The sequence below is a fragment of the uncultured Alistipes sp. genome, assembly GCF_910580175.1.
In the GTDB taxonomy this organism is placed as follows: domain Bacteria; phylum Bacteroidota; class Bacteroidia; order Bacteroidales; family Rikenellaceae; genus Alistipes.
Map to the genome: position 1 here is coordinate 429,088 of NZ_CAJTXD010000002.1, position 17,768 is coordinate 446,855.

The window sequence follows — 17,768 nt, forward strand, 5'->3', positions numbered from 1 at the left end:
GCTAACGCATGAACATAATAGATACCATAGAATTATTCATTAGCGGAGACTGGGGCGAAGAAAGCTATTCGGAGAGTATGCCTTGCAAAGTCGCGTGCGTACGAGGTGCGGATATTGCACCCATAAATAACAGCGATTTCAGTCATATCCCTACACGCTATATCAATCGGCAATCTTTTGAGACCAAATGCTTGCAAGTTGGTGATATTGTCGTGGAGAAATCCGGCGGAAGCCCTACGCAATCAACCGGTCGCGTTGTTTTTATCTCGCAAGAATTAATCGACACGGTGGGAGCTGTTGTGTGTTCCAATTTCTGCGTTGCCTTTCGGGTAAAGGGAAAGTGGAATCCTCGCTATGTGTTCTATTACTTGCAATATATTTACAATAATGATGTTTTCTTCAATTTTGAGGGCAAAACCTCTGGATTGAAGAATCTCCAATTAAAAGCCGCATATAAAGCCATTCCTATTGAAGATATTGATAAAATACGCCAAAACAAAGTGGTTGCCGTTTTAGACAGCATTCATCGTAAAATAGCAATCAATCGTGCGTTAAATCAGAATTTACCGCCACTTGACCGTTCATCAGAAGCGGTAAGAGTTCGTCGCGCTGCTTAGCCAATGCTTGATTTTCCTTTTTGTTTCGAGTTATCTGTTCCATCAAATTTTGCGTAATCTTTTCAAATTTTTCAGCGATCATATTTGATGGAACAACGATTAATTGTTCCTTTAAGAAACTATAGTGTCTGGCATATCCTTTCCCAATCTTTATATTTTTCACGACAAAATACAGATATTCAATGGAGATGTTGGTGTTATTGGACAACATTACCTGTGTTCCATCTGCACCTCTAACAAAAGGAAAATTCACATATTTAACAGCGCAGGAATGGTCTCCAAAAATGACTGCTGGATATTGGCCAACTACAGCCTCTTTCCTATCTGTGAAGCCAGCATAGTAAACCTCCGTGGTTTGATCAATTACTGGGTATATTCCATCTACAAGATATTCATTCGTACTAAGCCGAGGAGTGCTTATCACTTTACCCAAGATATTGCCAATATTTGTAACTTCCCAATCTTTGGGTATTTCTCGTTTCAGCTTCTCATTCCAAACCATTTCCCCACCGCTTGATCTATACGGTTTCCCCTCCTCATTTGGAAAATCAAACTGTACAAACCAGTAATCGTAAAGCTGCTTTGCCATCGCCTCTAAATTCTGATTTATCTGCCGATTAAGTTCTATTTTGCGGTCAAGAGTACGGAGCAACTTGCCTATGCGTTTTTGTTTTACCAATTCAGGGATCCATACAGTGCAATCTTTGATTTTATCCGGTGATGTATGTCTGATTTTAGTTTGTTGGGCCGCAACACTTAATTGTTGTTTTACTATAGGTGATGATATGAGATAGAAAGCGAAATCCTTGTCTAACAAGTTCTCTTTGCAAACAATCTTAGCCACATCTTGGCTTTGAATATATTTACCGCTTTCGGGAATAATAGCAGTAGAGCCAAGTAACCCTATTGTTTGTTCAGTCAAAGGTGTAATAATATCTCCCTCTTCCATTAAAAACTGAGGCTTGAAGTCTCCGATATAATAAAGATTGTCCTTCGACTTATTCTCTTTAAAGCAGTTATTCTGATAGTTGAAATTCCCACAAGTTAAGCGAACATATTTACCCTCAGCGGCATAATACTCGCCACTAAGACTTGCACCTCTTGTAACATCAAGAATTTCTCCCAATTTATATTTTTTAAGATCCATTTATCGCGTTGCCTTTTTTATATAATCCTGTATTAGAGACAGATTTACCTCTATCTCTTTTCGCTTTGCCACAAGTTGAGCAAGATCCTCTATTTGTTCCGCCTTTTCTTGGGCAGCAATGATATGGTCAATTCTTGCTCCGCCAACAAAAGGATATACCGTATCGACATCCATTTGAGCATCTTCAATTTGGCTGTCTAATTCAGCAAGTTGTCGCTGATATTTTCGTTGTGCTTCTACTATATCCAAATTATTGGCTGCAACAAACACATCGAGCAGGTGACGAATAGCATTAATCTGTTGCCGGGCATCTTTCGAAGAACTGCGGGCAACATTTAGCGCAACAATTATAGCAATTACACTAATTATAGGACTTAATAGCGTAGCCCATTGAGTCAAGCTGTCAAGCATCGCACGATTGGTTAAATTTCAATGTCTTCAACTGTGCCATTATCTCCTTTTCAAGCCGGTGGCTTTCCGCAAATTGTTCGGTGAGAGTCTTTTCGTAGTCCGCCATACGCTTGTTGAACTCCTCTTCTGTAATATCGACATATTCAATCTTAATGTCGAAATATTGTCCGGCAGAGAAGCTATACCCTTTTTCCGCTACTTCTTCGTAGGATGGAGTAACCGAAAATTGGTCTATCGCTTTCTCGTTTCGGAACGTATTTACAATCTGTGCTATCTCATCAGGACGAAGATTGGTCTTTTGGTTCTTTCCTATTTTGATGGTTTCGCCAAGTTTGCTTGCATCGATAAACACAGGCTTTTCGGTCTTATTTTTATCTACGAAAACCACACTTACATTCGTACCTGTGTTTGCGAATACATTGCTCGGCATACTTACTACACCTTTTAAAATCTTATTATCTACGAGGTGTTTACGGATTTTGAGCGCAATACCGCTCTTGGCTGTAATAAATCCGGTAGGCACAACGATAGCACCCTTGCCCGTTTCTTTCAGACTGTAAAGCAAATGCTGAAAGAAGCAGAGGTAAATTTCCATACTTTTCTTATCCTTATTGGGTATATTGGGAATACCCGCAAAGAAACGTCCACGGTAATGGTCGGCTTGGAGGTCTGAATGATATTCGGAAAAATCGAGCTTGAAAGGCGGGTTGCTGACGATATAGTCGAACTTGCGTAATTCGTGTCCCTCTTTGTGATAAGGATGTTTCAGCGTATTGCCTTGTATGACGTGCGTCAGAGAATGGCTCATGCTGTTCAGTATGAGATTCAGCATCAGCATAGTAGATGATTTATCACTAATATCTTGTGTGAAAACTGTACAATTTTGCTCTCCAATTTGGTGGGCGAGTGCAATGACAAGCGTGCCCGTCCCGGCCGATGGGTCATAGCAAGTTACGCTTTTTATACCCTCGTTCTCGTCAACAAGCAATTGAGCCATAATAGAAGCAATGGCGTGTGGCGTATAGTATTCGGCATAGTTGCCGCCGCCGTTGGAGTTGTAGTCCTTAATCAGGTATTCAAATATGGTGGAGAAGAAATCATACCCGGCTGCGAAAGCCGCTTCAAAAGAGAAGCTTGCCACATCGCCGATTAACGATTTGCAAAAGCCGTTTTTCTTTGCAGAGCCTCCCGTCACTACCTCCGAGAGCGGTTTCATAATGGAAATACGGGTTTCGTCCTCGTTGAGAATGTAGAAAATCTCCTCGTTGGTATCGGCAATAGCCTCCAATGTCGCATCGAACAGAGTGGCAAAATTATCCTCATTCTGACGTTTGGCAAGATATGGTATCAGATGCTCTTTTTTCAATACAATGGTGTCGAGCATCATATCGCACATCTCTTCGTATTCATCATCGGATAGTCGCTCCAATGCCTCGTAAACATCCTTCGCCTCGGCAAGTTCTGGCAATGTCCGTTTTGCCTCATAGATAAACTTATCATTGAGAAACTTATATAGAAACGTCTCTACGATAACCGTATATTCATTTCCGCTATTGCCAAGACCGATATTGTTTGTCGTACTTTTCAGACGGTCGATAAGGTCTTTTGTCTGCTGCTTGATGATGTCAATACTCATAATCAATATATGGTTTGATATTCCTTGAAAATAACATCGCTAACATATTTACGAGCCGGACGCTCCGTGGAAATCTGCGCATCCTTGAAACGGCGGGTGACGTAAGTCAATATGTTTTTGGTAAAATAAGCCGGAGTTTCGACAATCGCTTCGTTGTGGAAGAATGCATCGTCTACATCTTCTTTTATAAGCAGCAAGACAGCCGTCACCTGCTCTTTCTTTTTTGTCCAAGCGTAGGTGCGAGGTTCGGTATGTTCCCGTTCTTCTCTGTTCGCCTGTTCGGTCAACCGTTTTTCGATACGCACGAACTTGGGATCTCCATTATAGGCGATCGCCCGCAACGCATCGCGTTCGTTCATTTGGCGAATGCGTTTCAGTATGCCGTTAATGTTTTGGACGCGGTCATGCATATTAAATTCACCTTCCGATTCCATCTCTTTCTTCTTGAAAAGTGCGAGGAAGTCTGCGAGGATAGACCGATATTCCGGGTCATCGGGGTCAACGCAAGCGTTCAATTGGTTCCGAGTGTGAGCCACCGATTGTCTATATTGCTCTTGAAGTTCGAGTTCCTCTTCCCCTTTCTTATAGAACGAGAAATGTATGTTTTCCAATGCGGCATTCAGCAGTTGCTTCACACTTTCGCGGTCGTTCGAGTTCTGCTCATACGAGAGAAGGTCAAGGCGGTTGCGTGCCGCTTTGATAAGATTTGATATTTCGGGTATATCGACAATCTCTTTCGCTTCCGGACTTTCCTGTGAAATTAGCATATTCTGCATACTGCGCAGGATTTCCAAACTTTTACTTACGGAACGGACTGTGGCAAGGTCGTCCACCAAATTGAGCTGGCGAGAAAAGATTTGAGGATTGGTCAAGTCGTAGTCTGCCAAAGTTACTTTAGCATCTGCGACATTTTTCATCGCCTCCTCAATGGTAACAAACAGCCTATCCATAGAAGAAGTGTTTTTTTGACCGACCTCTTTTTCAAGTTCTTCTTGATAGTCCTTATTTGTCTTGCTGTATTCTTCCTCGATATTGGCAAAATCCACGACATGCCCGAACTTCATAGCCTTGTACGGACGATTGACGCGCGTAAGCGTTTGCAGCAGATTATGTTCCTTGACCATACGGTGCAGGTACAATTTCTTCAATCGCGGAGCGTCAAAGCCTGTTTGCAGCATTTGAAACACGATCAGCAGATCGACTTTTCCGTTTTTGAACAAATCAATCCATTTGGAACGGGTGGATTTATCGAAGCTGTCATAGAGGATAAGGGCAGCGCGATAACGCCCTTTTCGGGGTGAGGTCTTTTTGACCTCAATTTCGTTAGCCGAGATACTGCGGTAGATTATTTGTCCATCCTCGCCCGTATAATTGTCGAGTTCCGATTCATCGGCATAGTTTTCCAAAAACAGCCGATACATCATTATCGCTTGTTCTTTGCTGTTGCATACAGCAAGTACACCCAATGATGGGTCGGAATATTTGCTCCGGAACTCCTGCAAGTCGTTGATAATATAGTCGAGTAAAGGGTGTACGTAATTCTTATGGGCATAGACATCGACTTCTTTAACAGTTTGCTTTTTTACCCTTATGCTGTTAAGGGCTTCTTTCATTCTTATCTTAAAGTTTGACCCGATGTCTTCGCGTATGAGCCGGAGCGTGTAACCATCTGCAATAGAGGCGTTGTAATAATATGTGTGGATGTAATCGCCGAAAATATCTTTGGTATTATATCCTTCGCCGATTATGGGTGTGCCCGTCAACGCTATTTTGATTGCATTCTCGTCGCTCGCAATCAAATTTTTCAAAAAACTGCCTTCTGGGTTATAATTACGGTGCGCCTCATCAATAAAATAAATGCGCTTCACCTTGACGTTATACGCATTTTTAGCGAGTGCCCGACTGTCTTTGGAGAACTTTTGGATATTGATAACAGTTATTTCCAATCTGCCCTCTTGGTTTTGAGTAGTCACACCAGCCTTTATCAGATTGACAAAATCCTCTTTGCTTTGAACGGAATTGACTTTCAAACCTCTACGAGTAAACTCTTTTTGTGCCTGCTCCAAAAGATCGATACGATCTACAATAAAGAAGAACTGCGGGACTATGCCTTGGCGAGAATAATAATCGGTCAGGTATTTGACATTAAAATACGCAAGCGCAGTCTTGCCGCTGCCTTGAGTATGCCAAATAATACCTTTACGTTCCTCTTTATCAAGGTGTCGTTCAATCGCTTTTGTCGCGAATACTTGCGGATAGCGCATAATATGCTTTTGCAATCCATTGGGATGGTCTACGTAAGCTATTCCGTAGCGCAAGAAGAAATAGAAACGCTCAAAACTGAACAAACTCTCACAAATGCGCTTGGTCGGTGTCTCGACTTTGCAATTCGTTTTGTACTCGCTATTGTTTTTATATTGAGGCACATTGTTGTCACGCAGCAATATCTCCTCGTCTTCGGGAGAAACAGTGTTATATCTTTTCTGAATAGGGAAACTATCTTGTCCTTCCTCTCGAAAGCAATTATAGAGGGTATCGGTTTTGCCGATAGTAGCGTAATAAGCTCCCTGTTTCAGTTGTTCGTCGTATTCCATATCGTTGCTGAATACCATAATTTGCGTGATATTCAGATAACGGCGGAAACAGGGATTGGCAAACCTTGCCTTCATACGGTTGCGCTCGGCATCGATTCCTTCATGATTGTTTTCCTTTTTCACTTCAATAAAAGCCAGAGGCAAGCCATTGACGAAAATGGTTATGTCGGGACGGAAGTTGTCGCTTGACAGATCGCCACAAGTCATTTCGGTTGCCACTTGGAACGTGTTGTTGCGAATGAAGTTCGTGGAAGAAGATAAGTCGATTATTTTGTTTGTGGTGTCAAGCAGCAATTCTTTATAAAACTGCCTGCCAAGATCGTCGTTGTTGAGCGACTTCTGAATACTATGAAGCATAACGTCTGCATCTTCTTGTGTAGACAGAGGATTCAGCCGCAAATAAGCTTCCGAAAATGGTTGTAGCAAGATGTTCGTAAGAGCATCGGATTCCGTTTTCGGAATTGTCACATACTTAGTGAACAGTCCCTTTTGAGATATGTATTTATACCCCATTCCTATAAGATGTATAAGCGTGGGGAACTTTACTCTGCTATCTTCACTAAATGCGCCCATTACTTATTTCGTATATTAAACAAAACACCTTCGCTATCTTTGCGAGGCCGACCAAAGCCTATCAGACAGTGAAAGTGTTTTTCTATCCTGTTGTTAATATTTTATTTCAGGCCCTTAACGCATTGTTTATTCAATGCAAAGTTAGCATTTTTTATCGATATCCATTGCTAATTCGATAATTAAGTTTATAAGAATCCTTATGAATGATGTAATTTACAGTTGTAAATTTTGGCATTAATGATTCGTTGCTATAAACATGCTTATAGCAATACGGGGTTCCCAACTTCGGAGGAAAAGCTTCGCATCCTGCAATGGCAAATACTTTTCGGGCTACTTTTTTAGTCCGTTTGAGCGATTGAAAGACATTTTGCCATATTCCGACAGTCTCACTTTGGGGAGAACCCGAAGGGTTTTGAATAGCGTATTACAGCATGCAATGTCCATTTGCCTACACTCAACCTCGACCTTTGGCAGAAGGTTGCGACTTCAGCCTCAGAGTGTTGATGCCGGAGACTATTCGTGTAGGTTAACGTGCTTTATAGGATGAAGGTTCAAACAAGCAAAAGATCGTGTCGCGGCTCAATGCCAAACGAGCATTGACAGCCTAAGAAATCGAGCAAATCAAAGCCGTAAAAGATAAATAAATTCGTGATACTATATTACAGATTCTGCAAAAAGGATTACTTTTGCAATAGGATAAAAAGTTGTTTGAAATCGTGAAAATAAAGTGATCTTACACACTTTACGACTTACTTATCCGTTGCCTTTTTTCACGATGATTTTCTTATATCGCTTGCAGTCAAGCAATTATTCTCCACTGCATTAAAGATACGAATAAGCGAGCGCAAAAGCAAGCTCGCTTGCATTTTGCCGAGCGGGAGTATCTTGGGCGTAGCCAAAGATAGCAATTAAATAATTAAAAATGAGAAAATATATTGAACTTATCGTCCGGCGTACATGTCGTTGTAATAGTTTTCGTAGGCCCCGGAAGTGATGTGGTCCATCCAGTCTTGGTGGTCGAGATACCAGCGCACGGTCTTTTCGATGCCTTCCTCGAATTGCAGGGAGGGTTCCCAACCCAGCTCGCGCTGGAGCTTGCGGGAGTCGATGGCGTAGCGCATGTCGTGGCCGGGACGGTCGGTCACATAGGTAATGAGCCGCTCGGAGTGCCCCTCGGGATTGCCCAGCAGCCGGTCGACGGTGCGGATGACGACCTTGATCAGGTCGATGTTCTTCCACTCGTTGAACCCGCCGATGTTGTAGGTGTCGGCGACCTTTCCCTTGTGGAAGATCAGGTCGATGGCGCGGGCGTGATCCTCGACGAAAAGCCAGTCGCGGACGTTCTCGCCTTTGCCGTATACGGGCAGGGGCTTGCCGTGGCGGATGTTGTTGATGAAGAGCGGAATCAACTTTTCGGGAAACTGATATGGCCCGTAGTTGTTGGAGCAGTTGGTAACCAGCGTCGGCATGCCGTAGGTGTCGTGATAGGCGCGTACGAAGTGGTCGCTTGCCGCCTTGGAGGCCGAATAAGGGCTGTGGGGATTGTATTTGGTGGTCTCCAGAAAGAATTCCGATCCGAAAGCCAGGTGGTGTTCGGATGACGAAGCGGCCGTAGCGAACGGCGACTCGATGCCTTCGGGATCGGTAAGTTCCAGCGCACCGTATACTTCGTCGGTGGAAATGTGATAGAAAAGTTTGCCCTCGTAACGCTCGGGACACGATTCCCAATACTCCTTGGCGGCCTGCAACAGGGAGAGCGTGCCCATGACGTTGGTATGGGCGAAGCAGAACGGGTCTTTGATCGAACGGTCGACGTGGCTTTCGGCAGCCAGGTGGATCACGCCGTCGATCCGGTACTCTTGGAAGACGCGGCGGATCGTATCCAGATCGGCGATGTCGGCCTTGACGAACGTATAGTTGGCTTTACCCTCGATGTCTTTGAGGTTTTCGAGGTTCCCGGCGTAGGTCAGCTTGTCGAGATTGACGATGCGGCAGTCGGGGTATTTATTGACGAAAAGACGTACGACATGGCTGCCGATGAAGCCGGCGCCGCCCGTGATGAGGATGTTACGCTTCATGATTCTGTAAATTTGCGATGCAGGTTTTCAATGAATCGACCCAATAGGGAATTTCGAGACCGAAAGTCTCCTTGAACTTGGTTTTGTCGAGCACGGAGTAGGAGGGGCGCACGACCTTGGAGGGGAATTCGTCCGAGTGGCAGGGCCGGATGATGCAGGAGGCGTTGCCGGCCAGCGAGGCGATCATCTTGGTGAAGTCGTACCAGGAGCAAACCCCCTCGTTGGAGTAGTGGTAGATGCCCTCGCGGCCCTCGAACTTGCGGTCGGCGACGATGCGTACGAGGGCGTCGGCCAGATCCTGGGCGTAGGTCGGGGTGCCGGCTTGGTCGAAGACTACTTTCAGCTCCGGACGGGTCGCCGTGAGGTCGAGCATGGTTTTGACGAAGTTCTTGCCGTATTGGGAATAGAGCCACGCGGTGCGGAAGATCAGACAGGAACACCCGCTGGACAGCAAGGCTTCCTCGCCGTGGAGTTTGGTAATGCCGTAGACGCCGGTCGGGTTGGCCGGCTCGCTCTCCGTGCGGGGCGTGTTGCCGAGCGAGCCGCCGAAAACATAGTCGGTGGATATGTGGATGAGGGTGCCGTTGTTGGCCTTGACGGCGCGGGCGAGGTTGCGTACGGCGCCGGCATTGAGCGCTTCGGCGAAGTCGCGGTCGTCTTCGGCCTTGTCGACGTTGGTATAAGCGGCACAATTGATGACAACCCGGATGCCGTTGCCGGCCACCATCTCCTCCACGGCCTGGGGGTCGGTAATGTCGAGGTCGGCGACGTCGGTAAAAAGATAATTGTCGTTGGAGTTGCGGGCGGCGTTGCGCAGGCTGCTGCCCAGCTGGCCGTTGGCTCCGGTAACGAGAATGTTCATGGTTTTGCTATGCTGATGGGAACAAAGATGGCTTGTCAGTATTCGAACGGCGAATCGAAATCCTTGAGAAGCGGATGATTGGTATCCTTCTCCGAAAGGATGGCCCGGGCCGGGTCGATCTGCCAGTCGATGCCCAGCGAGGCGTCGGCGATCGAGATGCCTCCGTCGGCCTGGGGCGCGTAGTAGTTGTCGCACTTGTACTGGAAGACCGCCACATCGGAGAGCACGGCGAAGCCGTGAGCGAATCCCCGCGGCACGAAGAACTGGCGATGGTTGTCTTCGGAGAGTTCGACGGCGACGTGCTGTCCGAACGTGGGGGAGCCTTTGCGGAGGTCGACCGCTACGTCGAGCACCCGTCCCTTGACGCAGCGGACGAGTTTGCTCTGGGTAAAGGGCGGCCGCTGGAAATGCAGCCCGCGGATCACGCCGTAGGCCGACATCGACTCGTTGTCCTGCACGAAGTCGACGGGCTGCACCTTTTCGTCGAATTCGCGTTTGGAATAGCTTTCGAAAAAATAGCCTCGGGCATCCTTGAAAAGCCGTGGCTCGATGATGACGACGCCTTCGATGGCGGTTTTGATCGCTTCCATGTTTTTTATTCTGCATTGCGACCCGAGCGGTCGAGTTCGTCGATAACTTTCATCAGATATTGTCCGTACTGGTTCTTGAGCATCGGCCGGGCGAGTTCGAGCATCTTTTCGCGCGAAATCCATCCGTGCCGGTAGGCGATGCCCTCCAGACAGGCGATTTTCAACCCCTGCCGTTTTTCGAGCACCTCGACATAGATGGATGCCTCGGCCAGGGAGTCGTGGGTGCCGGTGTCGAGCCAGGCGAAGCCGCGCGGCAAGGTCTGCACCTTGAGCTGTCCGGCCTGGAGGAACGTTTGGTTGACGGTGGTAATCTCCAGCTCGCCGCGTGCCGACGGCTTGATGGAGGAGGCGACCTCCACGACCTTGTTGGGGTAGAAATAGAGACCCACGACGGCGTAGTCGGACTTGGGATGCTCGGGTTTCTCCTCGATCGAAAGGCAGTTGCCCTCGGTGTCGAACTCGGCCACGCCGTAACGTTCCGGATCGTCCACCCGATAACCGAAGACGGTCGCCTTGCCGTTGTGCTCGGCGTCGTGGACGGCGGTTTTCAGCAGCCCGGAGAATCCTGCGCCGTGGAAGATGTTGTCGCCCAGCACCAGGCATGCCGAATCGCCGCCGATGAACTCCTTGCCGATGATGAAAGCCTGCGTCAGTCCGTCGGGCGAGGGCTGCTCGGCATATTCGAAGCGTACGCCGTAGTCGGAGCCGTCGCCGAGCAGGCGCCTGAAGCCCGGCAGGTCCTGCGGCGTGGAAATGATGAGTATTTCCCGGATCCCGGCCAGCATGAGTGCCGAAATCGGATAATAGACCATGGGCTTGTCGTAGATGGGCAGCAGCTGTTTGCTGACTCCTTTGGTAATCGGGTAAAGCCGTGTGCCCGATCCGCCTGCCAGAACGATTCCTTTCATTTGCCTTGAAGTGAACGGTGCTTTATCAATGGATTTCAGTTGTTCGCTGCGGAGCCGATTTCCCGGAGGCAAGACCGGTTTTTCGCCTTGCGCTTCGGATCGAAGAACCAACCCCACTTGTTGAAATATTTTATGATCGAACGGATGTGATAGTTGAGCAGCTTTTTGTTTTTGTACGATCCTTTCTCATATTCGTGCGTTACCTCAACGCCGGGGTAGAAGACCGTTTTCGAGACCTCGCCGATTCTTCTGCAAAGATCGAGGTCTTCGGCATACATGAAGTAGCGCTGGTCGAAGAGACCGACTCGCTTGAGCACGGAACAGCGCAGAAACATGAAACATCCCGACAACGAGGGTACCTCCATGATCTTGTCGTAGCCGCTCCGGCGGAGTTCGTAGCGGTCGTCGCGCCGGCGCCGGTAGCCTTCGAACGGCACGAACCGCCGGATGATCAAGTCCATGGGCGTGGGCAGGAGCTTGCACAAATATTGCGTCCGGCCTGTGGGGTAGACGATTTTGGGCATGACTTGTCCGACTTCCGGATCGGAGTCCATGAAACGGGCGAGTTCGCCGATCACGTCGCCGTCCCACCAGATGTCGGGATTGAGCACCGCGTGATAGTCGGCGCCCATTTCGATGGCGCGCCGCAGGGCGATGTTGTGCCCGGCGCCGTAGCCGAGGTTGAGGCTGTGGATGTATTTTATCCGGGGATCGCACCCCACGAAGTCGCGCAACTCGTCGTTGCTCGAATTGTCGATGATGAAAAGCAGTGCGATGTCGGACTGCATCACGCAGCCGATCAACCGTTGCAGCTCCGAACGGTCGGTATGAAAAGTGACTATCGAACCTGTAATCATGGAAGTTCAGAATTTTAAATTATTCGTTCCCATTGCTCGGACTCGCGGTTCCATCGCTTGATGGGTCTTGCCGGCGTACCTGCGGCGATCGTGTCGGCGGGAATGACTCCCTTTACGACCGAATGGGCGCCGATGATCGAACCGCTGCCTATCGTCGTGCCGGGCATGACGATGACCCCTTCGCCGATCCACACCCGGTCTCCGATCCTTACCGGAGCTGTCGCATAGGGCCTTTCGGTCGGCGGAACGTCCGGAGGCGTGTCGTATGTGTCGCCCGAATAGGAGCCGTGGGTGTTGTCGGATATGTAGACATGGGACGCGATGAGCACGTCGTCGCCTATTTCTATGGAATCGAGGGCGGACAGGTGGACGTAATCGTTGATTTGCACCCGGTTGCCGAATTTGATTTTTTTATGTCCGTCGTTGCCGGTCAGGAATGCTTCGATGCGGCATCCGGTTCCCGTCGTGAGCTGTTTTCCGAGGTCGATCATTCCCCCCCCCTCAACGAGAACGGACGCCTGATGATGCGCTGCCCGGGATAGAACAATTTGGTGCCGAGCCATTGAAAGCCCAGCTTGATCTTGTCGGCGAAAGAATATTTGTTGGCTATTCGGTTGTGCATCATTTTGTCGCCACCCAGGAGAATGCCGAACAATTCGTCGTAGTCGCTTGCGAAGGGGTATTGCAAGGCTTCGCGCACTACCTCGTGGAAGTTGCGGAAGTCGCCCCGCCAGGCCTCCTCCATGCGTGCGGCCAAGTCCGAAGCATTGTGCGTGCTGAAAAACGAGACGGCGTTGCCGCCCTGCGCCGTTTCGTGGGCATAGGCTTCGTCGGCAACGATCATGGGCTTGTTGTAGGCGATGAATTCGGAGATCGGAAGCCCCCAGGTTTCGAGCCGGGAGGGGAAGATCAGGCAGTCGGCGGATTCGTAATGCTGTTGCATTTCGGGCTGTGAAAGCAATCCTACGAATTGCAGAGCGGCGACATCCTTATATTTTTCTACGACATGCTTGGCATAGGAATTCTGGTCGGCGCTCAAGGTCATGACGACTTGCAGGTCGTCGATCCCTTTCGATTCGAGAATCCGGGCCGCCTCGCAGACGGTTTCGAAATTCTTGAACGGCCGCGGCAAAGACGGGAAAAAGAAAGTGCGGCACCGTTCCTTGCGGACATCGTCAGTTTTGTATGCTATGCGGACGTTGGGCCGGGCGACGATGAACCTTGAGCGGGGCAGAGAGAACAAATCGCTGCATACCTCCTTGAACCAATTCTGTTGGACGATGCAATAATTGTTTCGCTTGATGTTGATCCGATAGAGGTATTTATAGAACAGCGCGAACAGAATGTAAGTTTTGTCGAACTTGAAATCCCTCCACTTGATCCGATTGACGATCGACGGATTGTGCATGTAGACGGCCTGGCGCTCGGAGAGGACGTCGGGGGTCATATCGTGCAGCGACAGCCAAAGATAGGGCGATAGTTGCTTGGACAACTTCTTGAAATGGAAATACTCGTAGTAGATGCGGTTGATCCAATGCTTGTGGCTGTTCGGAAACTCGATGTACTTGATATGCGGATAGTCGCACAACTCCCGCTTGTGTACGAGCGCGACGATCCTATACTCGGAACACAAGGAACTGGCGCTCAGAAAAGCGAGGCAATCTTTCAAGATCGTGAGCGGCCCGCCCGATACGAGGTTTACCGCGGAGATGACGATCGTTTTTTTAGGTGTCATGATCTGAAAAAGCGGGTTGTCTTGAATCTGAAACACAATTTCAAGGTGTATAGAATCATGTAGAGCACCGCCAGCAGGTAGACGGCCGGATTGATGGAAGCCATCTGCTTGAGCATGCCGTTCTTGATGTCCCGGTATCTGCGGACGGTGCTCTCCAGGTCGTCCTGCTCGTAGAAATTCAGCGTATGTTTGATTTCGGTGTCGAGAACGAAGAAATATTCGTTGTCCCGGGAATATTTGTACATGAAATCGTTGTCGGTGCCGTAGAACTTGATCTCCTCGTTGTAGATCGGATGGCGGGCGGCGAGATAACTGCACCGAATGGCCATGCCGCTGTTGATGGCTGTGGTGAAGCGGCTCTTGAACAATCCGGAGGCCACCGACTTCAGGTACTTCCCGTAGAAATAATATTGTTTGGCCGGGCTGACGAGCTGCTCGTTGTAGAATATCTTGGGAAGGAACAGCGCGACGTCGGGATGCGCGGTCTCGGCCTGAATCAGTGCCGGCAGGAAAGTTTCCGGAATCCGGGAGTCGTGATCCCAGAGCACCAGCAGCCCGTGGTCGGGCAGCATGCCGACGACGGAGTTGTAGACCTGCGAGAGCGGATGGTTGATGCCGTCCTCGGAATAGACGACCTCCGTATTTTTCAACGACTCCTTGAACTCGCTTTTCTCCTCGTCGGAAAGCAACGTCGGCGAGTTGTTCCACACGATCACACGCGTGATGCGCTTCTTTACGGCGTCGGGCCATGCGACGATCGAAGCGACGGTCTCGGATTCGGCGAGCGTCTTTTTATAGAGTACGATCAGGAAATTGATTTCGGACATGGAAGCGGGTTCTTATGTTCTTTGTCGATACACAGCGCAGCAGTGAAGAGCGTCATCCATTGAGCCGTGTTGTAGATTTCCTTAGTCAGATAGATGAACGCCCACAGCAGGATGAAGCCGAACAAGTATTTGTAGTCCCGGTTGTCGGTCAGCGCCGATGCGATGCGGCAATATCTTATCTGCACGTAGTAGATGAGCAGCGAGCCGATGATGCCGCAGCAGTAGAGGTATCTCAAGTACCCGATATCCGTGTGCATGTAGAACGTGTCGTCGGGATTGGCCAGCCGCCCGTCGCCGATGATCCAGGTCGAGACCTTCTCGGGGAAGACATACATCGACTTCATGACCTCGGTCGACTCGGTTTCGAGCGAACCGTTTTCCGCCATGTTCAGAAACACCTCGAACGCCCACTCGTAGGTCTCCTTGTATTCGCTGTTTTCGAGGTATTTCATTCCGGCGATCGTGACTGCGGTCAGGATGAACAGACCGATCATGCAATAATAGATACTGCGTGCGATGCCTCTCTTTTTGGCATTGAGGAGAAACAGCACGAAGAGTCCGACGCCGAGAACGAGCAGGTAGGAGCGGGCCGACAAGATGCCGGCGACGAAAAACAAGAAAAACAAAATTTTGGGGACGATGCTCGATGTGCGGCCCATCCAGAGCATCGTGATGAACGATGCGATGCCGTAAAAAACCGCCATGTTGCCGTATTGCATCTGTCCTTTGGCTATGGCGATCAGTCGAACAGCGCTGAAGTGGAGCATGTGGTCTCCCATATCGCCGCCGATGAATGCGATGACCGAGGCTTGCAGCTCCTTGTTGAAAAACAGGAACAGTGAAAGACCGGCCTGCACGGCAGCCACGATAAGCACCCACTTCAGCAGGGTGCCGAAAGCATCCTGCCCTGCGATTTTCCGCAGGCCTGCTGTGATGATCAAAGCTCCGAAGACATACATCATGGAACTCAATGCCTGCTTGACCGTCTGATCGTCGGAACTTCCGTTGATTACCAAGGAGACGGATATTGCAACGAGGATGATGAAAGAATAGAGCAGAAAGAGCGCCAGAGGCCGGGGCAAACGCCCTTTCAGAACGAAGACGAAATAAGCGATGCCGGCAAGTTGCAGCAATCGGTCGGTGGTAACCGGAATGCCGGGGATGGAGATGGGGAAGAAATAGGTAAACAATGCAATGAAAACCATTGCACTATAAAACCATGCGGTCGTGCTGAAGAGTACCTTATGCTTTATGGTAATCAACATGATTGCTTTCTTCTGATGCGCTTTAATTTGCAGATGGCGTTAAACAGAACGGTCAACCTGTATCTTACCAAAGTAATAAGTATTTTGTTGACCAAAGAAATGGATTCGTATCGCCAACCGTTCGCGTTGGTTTCGGGAAAGGTCTGCCGCCATTTTCGGGGATCGGCCGAAGCGGAGACAACGAGCAACCCGAGCTTGCTGAAGAACTTGATCGCGTCGATTTGCGGCTTGAATCGGGTCAGTCCGCGTTCGTCGAACCAGCGCTCCAGGAGTGCGGCGCACTCGATCTGCTGCGAAATGGCTGCCGGCGAAAGCCGGGCCGTCATGGCGTTGCAGTTCTCCTGGTTATAGTGGTAAAGCGGCGTGTGGACGAATACCGTTTTTGCCGACATGGCCCTGAGCCGGGTCGTGACGCCGACGTCCTCATACATGTTGATCTTTTCGAACCATCGGATGTCATTGACGGTATACAGCTCTTTTTTTATCAGTTTGTTCCAAACTGCGCAATATAGCAGCGACGGTTCGCTGCGGTTGATGGTGTCGAGGGTCTCCTCGTCGAACGGATAATCGACGATTTCCGTTTCGGCAGGATAGTTGGCATAGTAGGCGCAACCCACGATATCGGCCTGGTGCTGCTCCGCCGCATGCAGAAGGGTTTCGTACAGCTGCGGTTCCGTCCAGTCGTCGGAGTCGCAGTGGATGATGTATTTCCCGGTTGCGCGGGCGAATCCTGTTTGTCTGGCTGCGGCCAGCCCCTGGTTGCGGTCGTGGTGCAGGATGGTAACCGCCGGCTCTCTTTGGGGATACTGCCGGATGGTTTCCTGCAAGATCGCAAGGCTGTTGTCCGGCGAGCAGTCGTCGACGAAGATGAATTCGATGTTGTCTTTCAACGTCTGCTCCATGAGCGATCGGACGCATCGTTCGACATACTTCTCTACTTTGTAGACCGGAACGATGACGCTGATATCGATACTCGTTTTTTCCATGCGTTCAGAACAATTTATCCCTGCTCCATGCGACGTTCTGCCTTACGACCTTGGCCGGAATGCCTGCGCATAAACTGTGGGGGGGGGATTTTTGGTAACCAGGGAATGCGATCCGATGATCGCGCCGTCGCCCACCGCGACGCCTTTCATGATCGTCGAATGCGGGGCGATCCATACATGGTTGCCGATGGTGACCGGAGCCGGAGGATTAGTGCGGCGAGAGGTGTCCGGGTCGTAGATCGGGTGGGAATCGCTTGTCCGGATTATGATGTTGTTGGACAACATGCAATCTTCGCCTATATCGATCCGCATGCCGTCCTCTTGTGCGCAGATATGGACATTTTCGGTAAAGGAGGTGCACGAACCGATGTTTACCTCGATGCCGTTGCCCTCGACCCAGATGCTGCACCCTTTACCTATGGATACTTTGTTGCCGATCCGGATCGTATTGCGGTCGCCGTGGATTCTGATGCGGGGTTTGACCAGATAGGAACCTTCGCCGATCTCGATGCGGTTGTCGCGGCCGACGAACTCTTTGAACAGCCGGGAACAGCCGCGGTCGGCTATCGTAGTACCCCGGCTGTACTTGATTTTATCCTGCATCCGTTTGGCTCCATAGTAGAGCGTGCGAATAAAATAGCTGGTTTTTATCTTTTTCGTGAAGAGATCGATCATGGATGAC

General features: G+C 49.4%; 16 protein-coding genes. 1 reads left to right on the forward strand and 15 read right to left on the reverse strand.

The genetic code is table 11. The features are described from left to right. Positions 1-8 precede the first annotated feature (8 nt). The gene (locus QZ298_RS04205) at positions 9-617 is read left to right on the forward strand and encodes a restriction endonuclease subunit S (RefSeq protein WP_290460598.1); all 609 of its coding nucleotides are present in this window, start codon (positions 9-11) and stop codon (positions 615-617) included. Here QZ298_RS04205 and QZ298_RS04210 read toward each other — a convergent pair. From QZ298_RS04210 to QZ298_RS04280, 15 genes are all read right to left on the reverse strand, one after another. Continuing rightward, complete coding sequence (locus QZ298_RS04210; RefSeq protein ID WP_296005641.1) at positions 541-1,764, reverse strand: restriction endonuclease subunit S; 1,224 nt, start codon at positions 1,762-1,764, stop codon at positions 541-543. The two genes, QZ298_RS04205 and QZ298_RS04210, sit on opposite strands and share 77 nt — an antisense overlap. Further along, a complete protein-coding gene (locus QZ298_RS04215) occupies positions 1,765-2,175 on the reverse strand; it encodes a hypothetical protein (RefSeq protein WP_290061256.1) in 411 nt (136 codons plus the stop codon). Next, on the reverse strand, positions 2,168-3,811 hold the full coding sequence (locus tag QZ298_RS04220; protein WP_290061258.1) for a class I SAM-dependent DNA methyltransferase: 1,644 nt from the start codon (positions 3,809-3,811) through the stop codon (positions 2,168-2,170). Before QZ298_RS04220 ends, QZ298_RS04215 begins: the two co-directional genes overlap by 8 nt. A gap of 2 nt (positions 3,812-3,813) precedes the next feature. Beyond that, positions 3,814-6,978, reverse strand: coding sequence for a DEAD/DEAH box helicase family protein (locus QZ298_RS04225; protein ID WP_290061260.1), 3,165 nt, complete (start codon positions 6,976-6,978; stop codon positions 3,814-3,816). Between the two features lie 941 nt (positions 6,979-7,919). Further along, positions 7,920-9,056: a dTDP-glucose 4,6-dehydratase gene (gene rfbB / locus QZ298_RS04230; protein ID WP_296005650.1), complete on the reverse strand. Its 1,137-nt coding sequence runs from the start codon at positions 9,054-9,056 to the stop codon at positions 7,920-7,922. Further along, positions 9,046-9,918: a dTDP-4-dehydrorhamnose reductase gene (rfbD, locus tag QZ298_RS04235; RefSeq protein WP_296005653.1), complete on the reverse strand. Its 873-nt coding sequence runs from the start codon at positions 9,916-9,918 to the stop codon at positions 9,046-9,048. The genes rfbB and rfbD overlap by 11 nt, the downstream gene beginning before the upstream one ends. Before the next feature lie 35 nt (positions 9,919-9,953). Further along, complete coding sequence (rfbC, locus tag QZ298_RS04240; RefSeq protein ID WP_296005656.1) at positions 9,954-10,508, reverse strand: dTDP-4-dehydrorhamnose 3,5-epimerase; 555 nt, start codon at positions 10,506-10,508, stop codon at positions 9,954-9,956. A 5-nt stretch (positions 10,509-10,513) separates the two neighbouring features. Further along, positions 10,514-11,416 (reverse strand): glucose-1-phosphate thymidylyltransferase RfbA, encoded by a 903-nt coding sequence (gene rfbA, locus QZ298_RS04245; protein WP_296005659.1) that lies wholly within the window; start codon positions 11,414-11,416, stop codon positions 10,514-10,516. 35 nt (positions 11,417-11,451) lie between these two features. After that, complete coding sequence (locus QZ298_RS04250; RefSeq protein WP_296005661.1) at positions 11,452-12,273, reverse strand: glycosyltransferase; 822 nt, start codon at positions 12,271-12,273, stop codon at positions 11,452-11,454. A gap of 14 nt (positions 12,274-12,287) precedes the next feature. After that, a complete protein-coding gene (locus QZ298_RS04255; protein ID WP_296005663.1) occupies positions 12,288-12,764 on the reverse strand; it encodes a DapH/DapD/GlmU-related protein in 477 nt (158 codons plus the stop codon). After that, positions 12,761-14,008, reverse strand: coding sequence for a glycosyltransferase (locus QZ298_RS04260; RefSeq protein WP_296005667.1), 1,248 nt, complete (start codon positions 14,006-14,008; stop codon positions 12,761-12,763). The genes QZ298_RS04255 and QZ298_RS04260 overlap by 4 nt, the downstream gene beginning before the upstream one ends. After that, positions 14,005-14,835 carry a hypothetical protein gene (locus QZ298_RS04265; protein ID WP_296005669.1) on the reverse strand — a complete coding sequence of 277 codons (831 nt, stop codon included), beginning with the start codon at positions 14,833-14,835 and terminating at the stop codon, positions 14,005-14,007. Before QZ298_RS04265 ends, QZ298_RS04260 begins: the two co-directional genes overlap by 4 nt. Continuing rightward, positions 14,814-16,100, reverse strand: coding sequence for a hypothetical protein (locus QZ298_RS04270; protein WP_296005671.1), 1,287 nt, complete (start codon positions 16,098-16,100; stop codon positions 14,814-14,816). The genes QZ298_RS04265 and QZ298_RS04270 overlap by 22 nt, the downstream gene beginning before the upstream one ends. Then, positions 16,094-17,086, reverse strand: coding sequence for a glycosyltransferase (locus QZ298_RS04275; RefSeq protein WP_296005673.1), 993 nt, complete (start codon positions 17,084-17,086; stop codon positions 16,094-16,096). The genes QZ298_RS04270 and QZ298_RS04275 overlap by 7 nt, the downstream gene beginning before the upstream one ends. Positions 17,087-17,128: 42 nt before the next feature. Further along, the gene (locus QZ298_RS04280; protein WP_296005675.1) at positions 17,129-17,761 is read right to left on the reverse strand and encodes an acyltransferase; all 633 of its coding nucleotides are present in this window, start codon (positions 17,759-17,761) and stop codon (positions 17,129-17,131) included. Between the last annotated feature and the right edge of the window lie 7 nt (positions 17,762-17,768).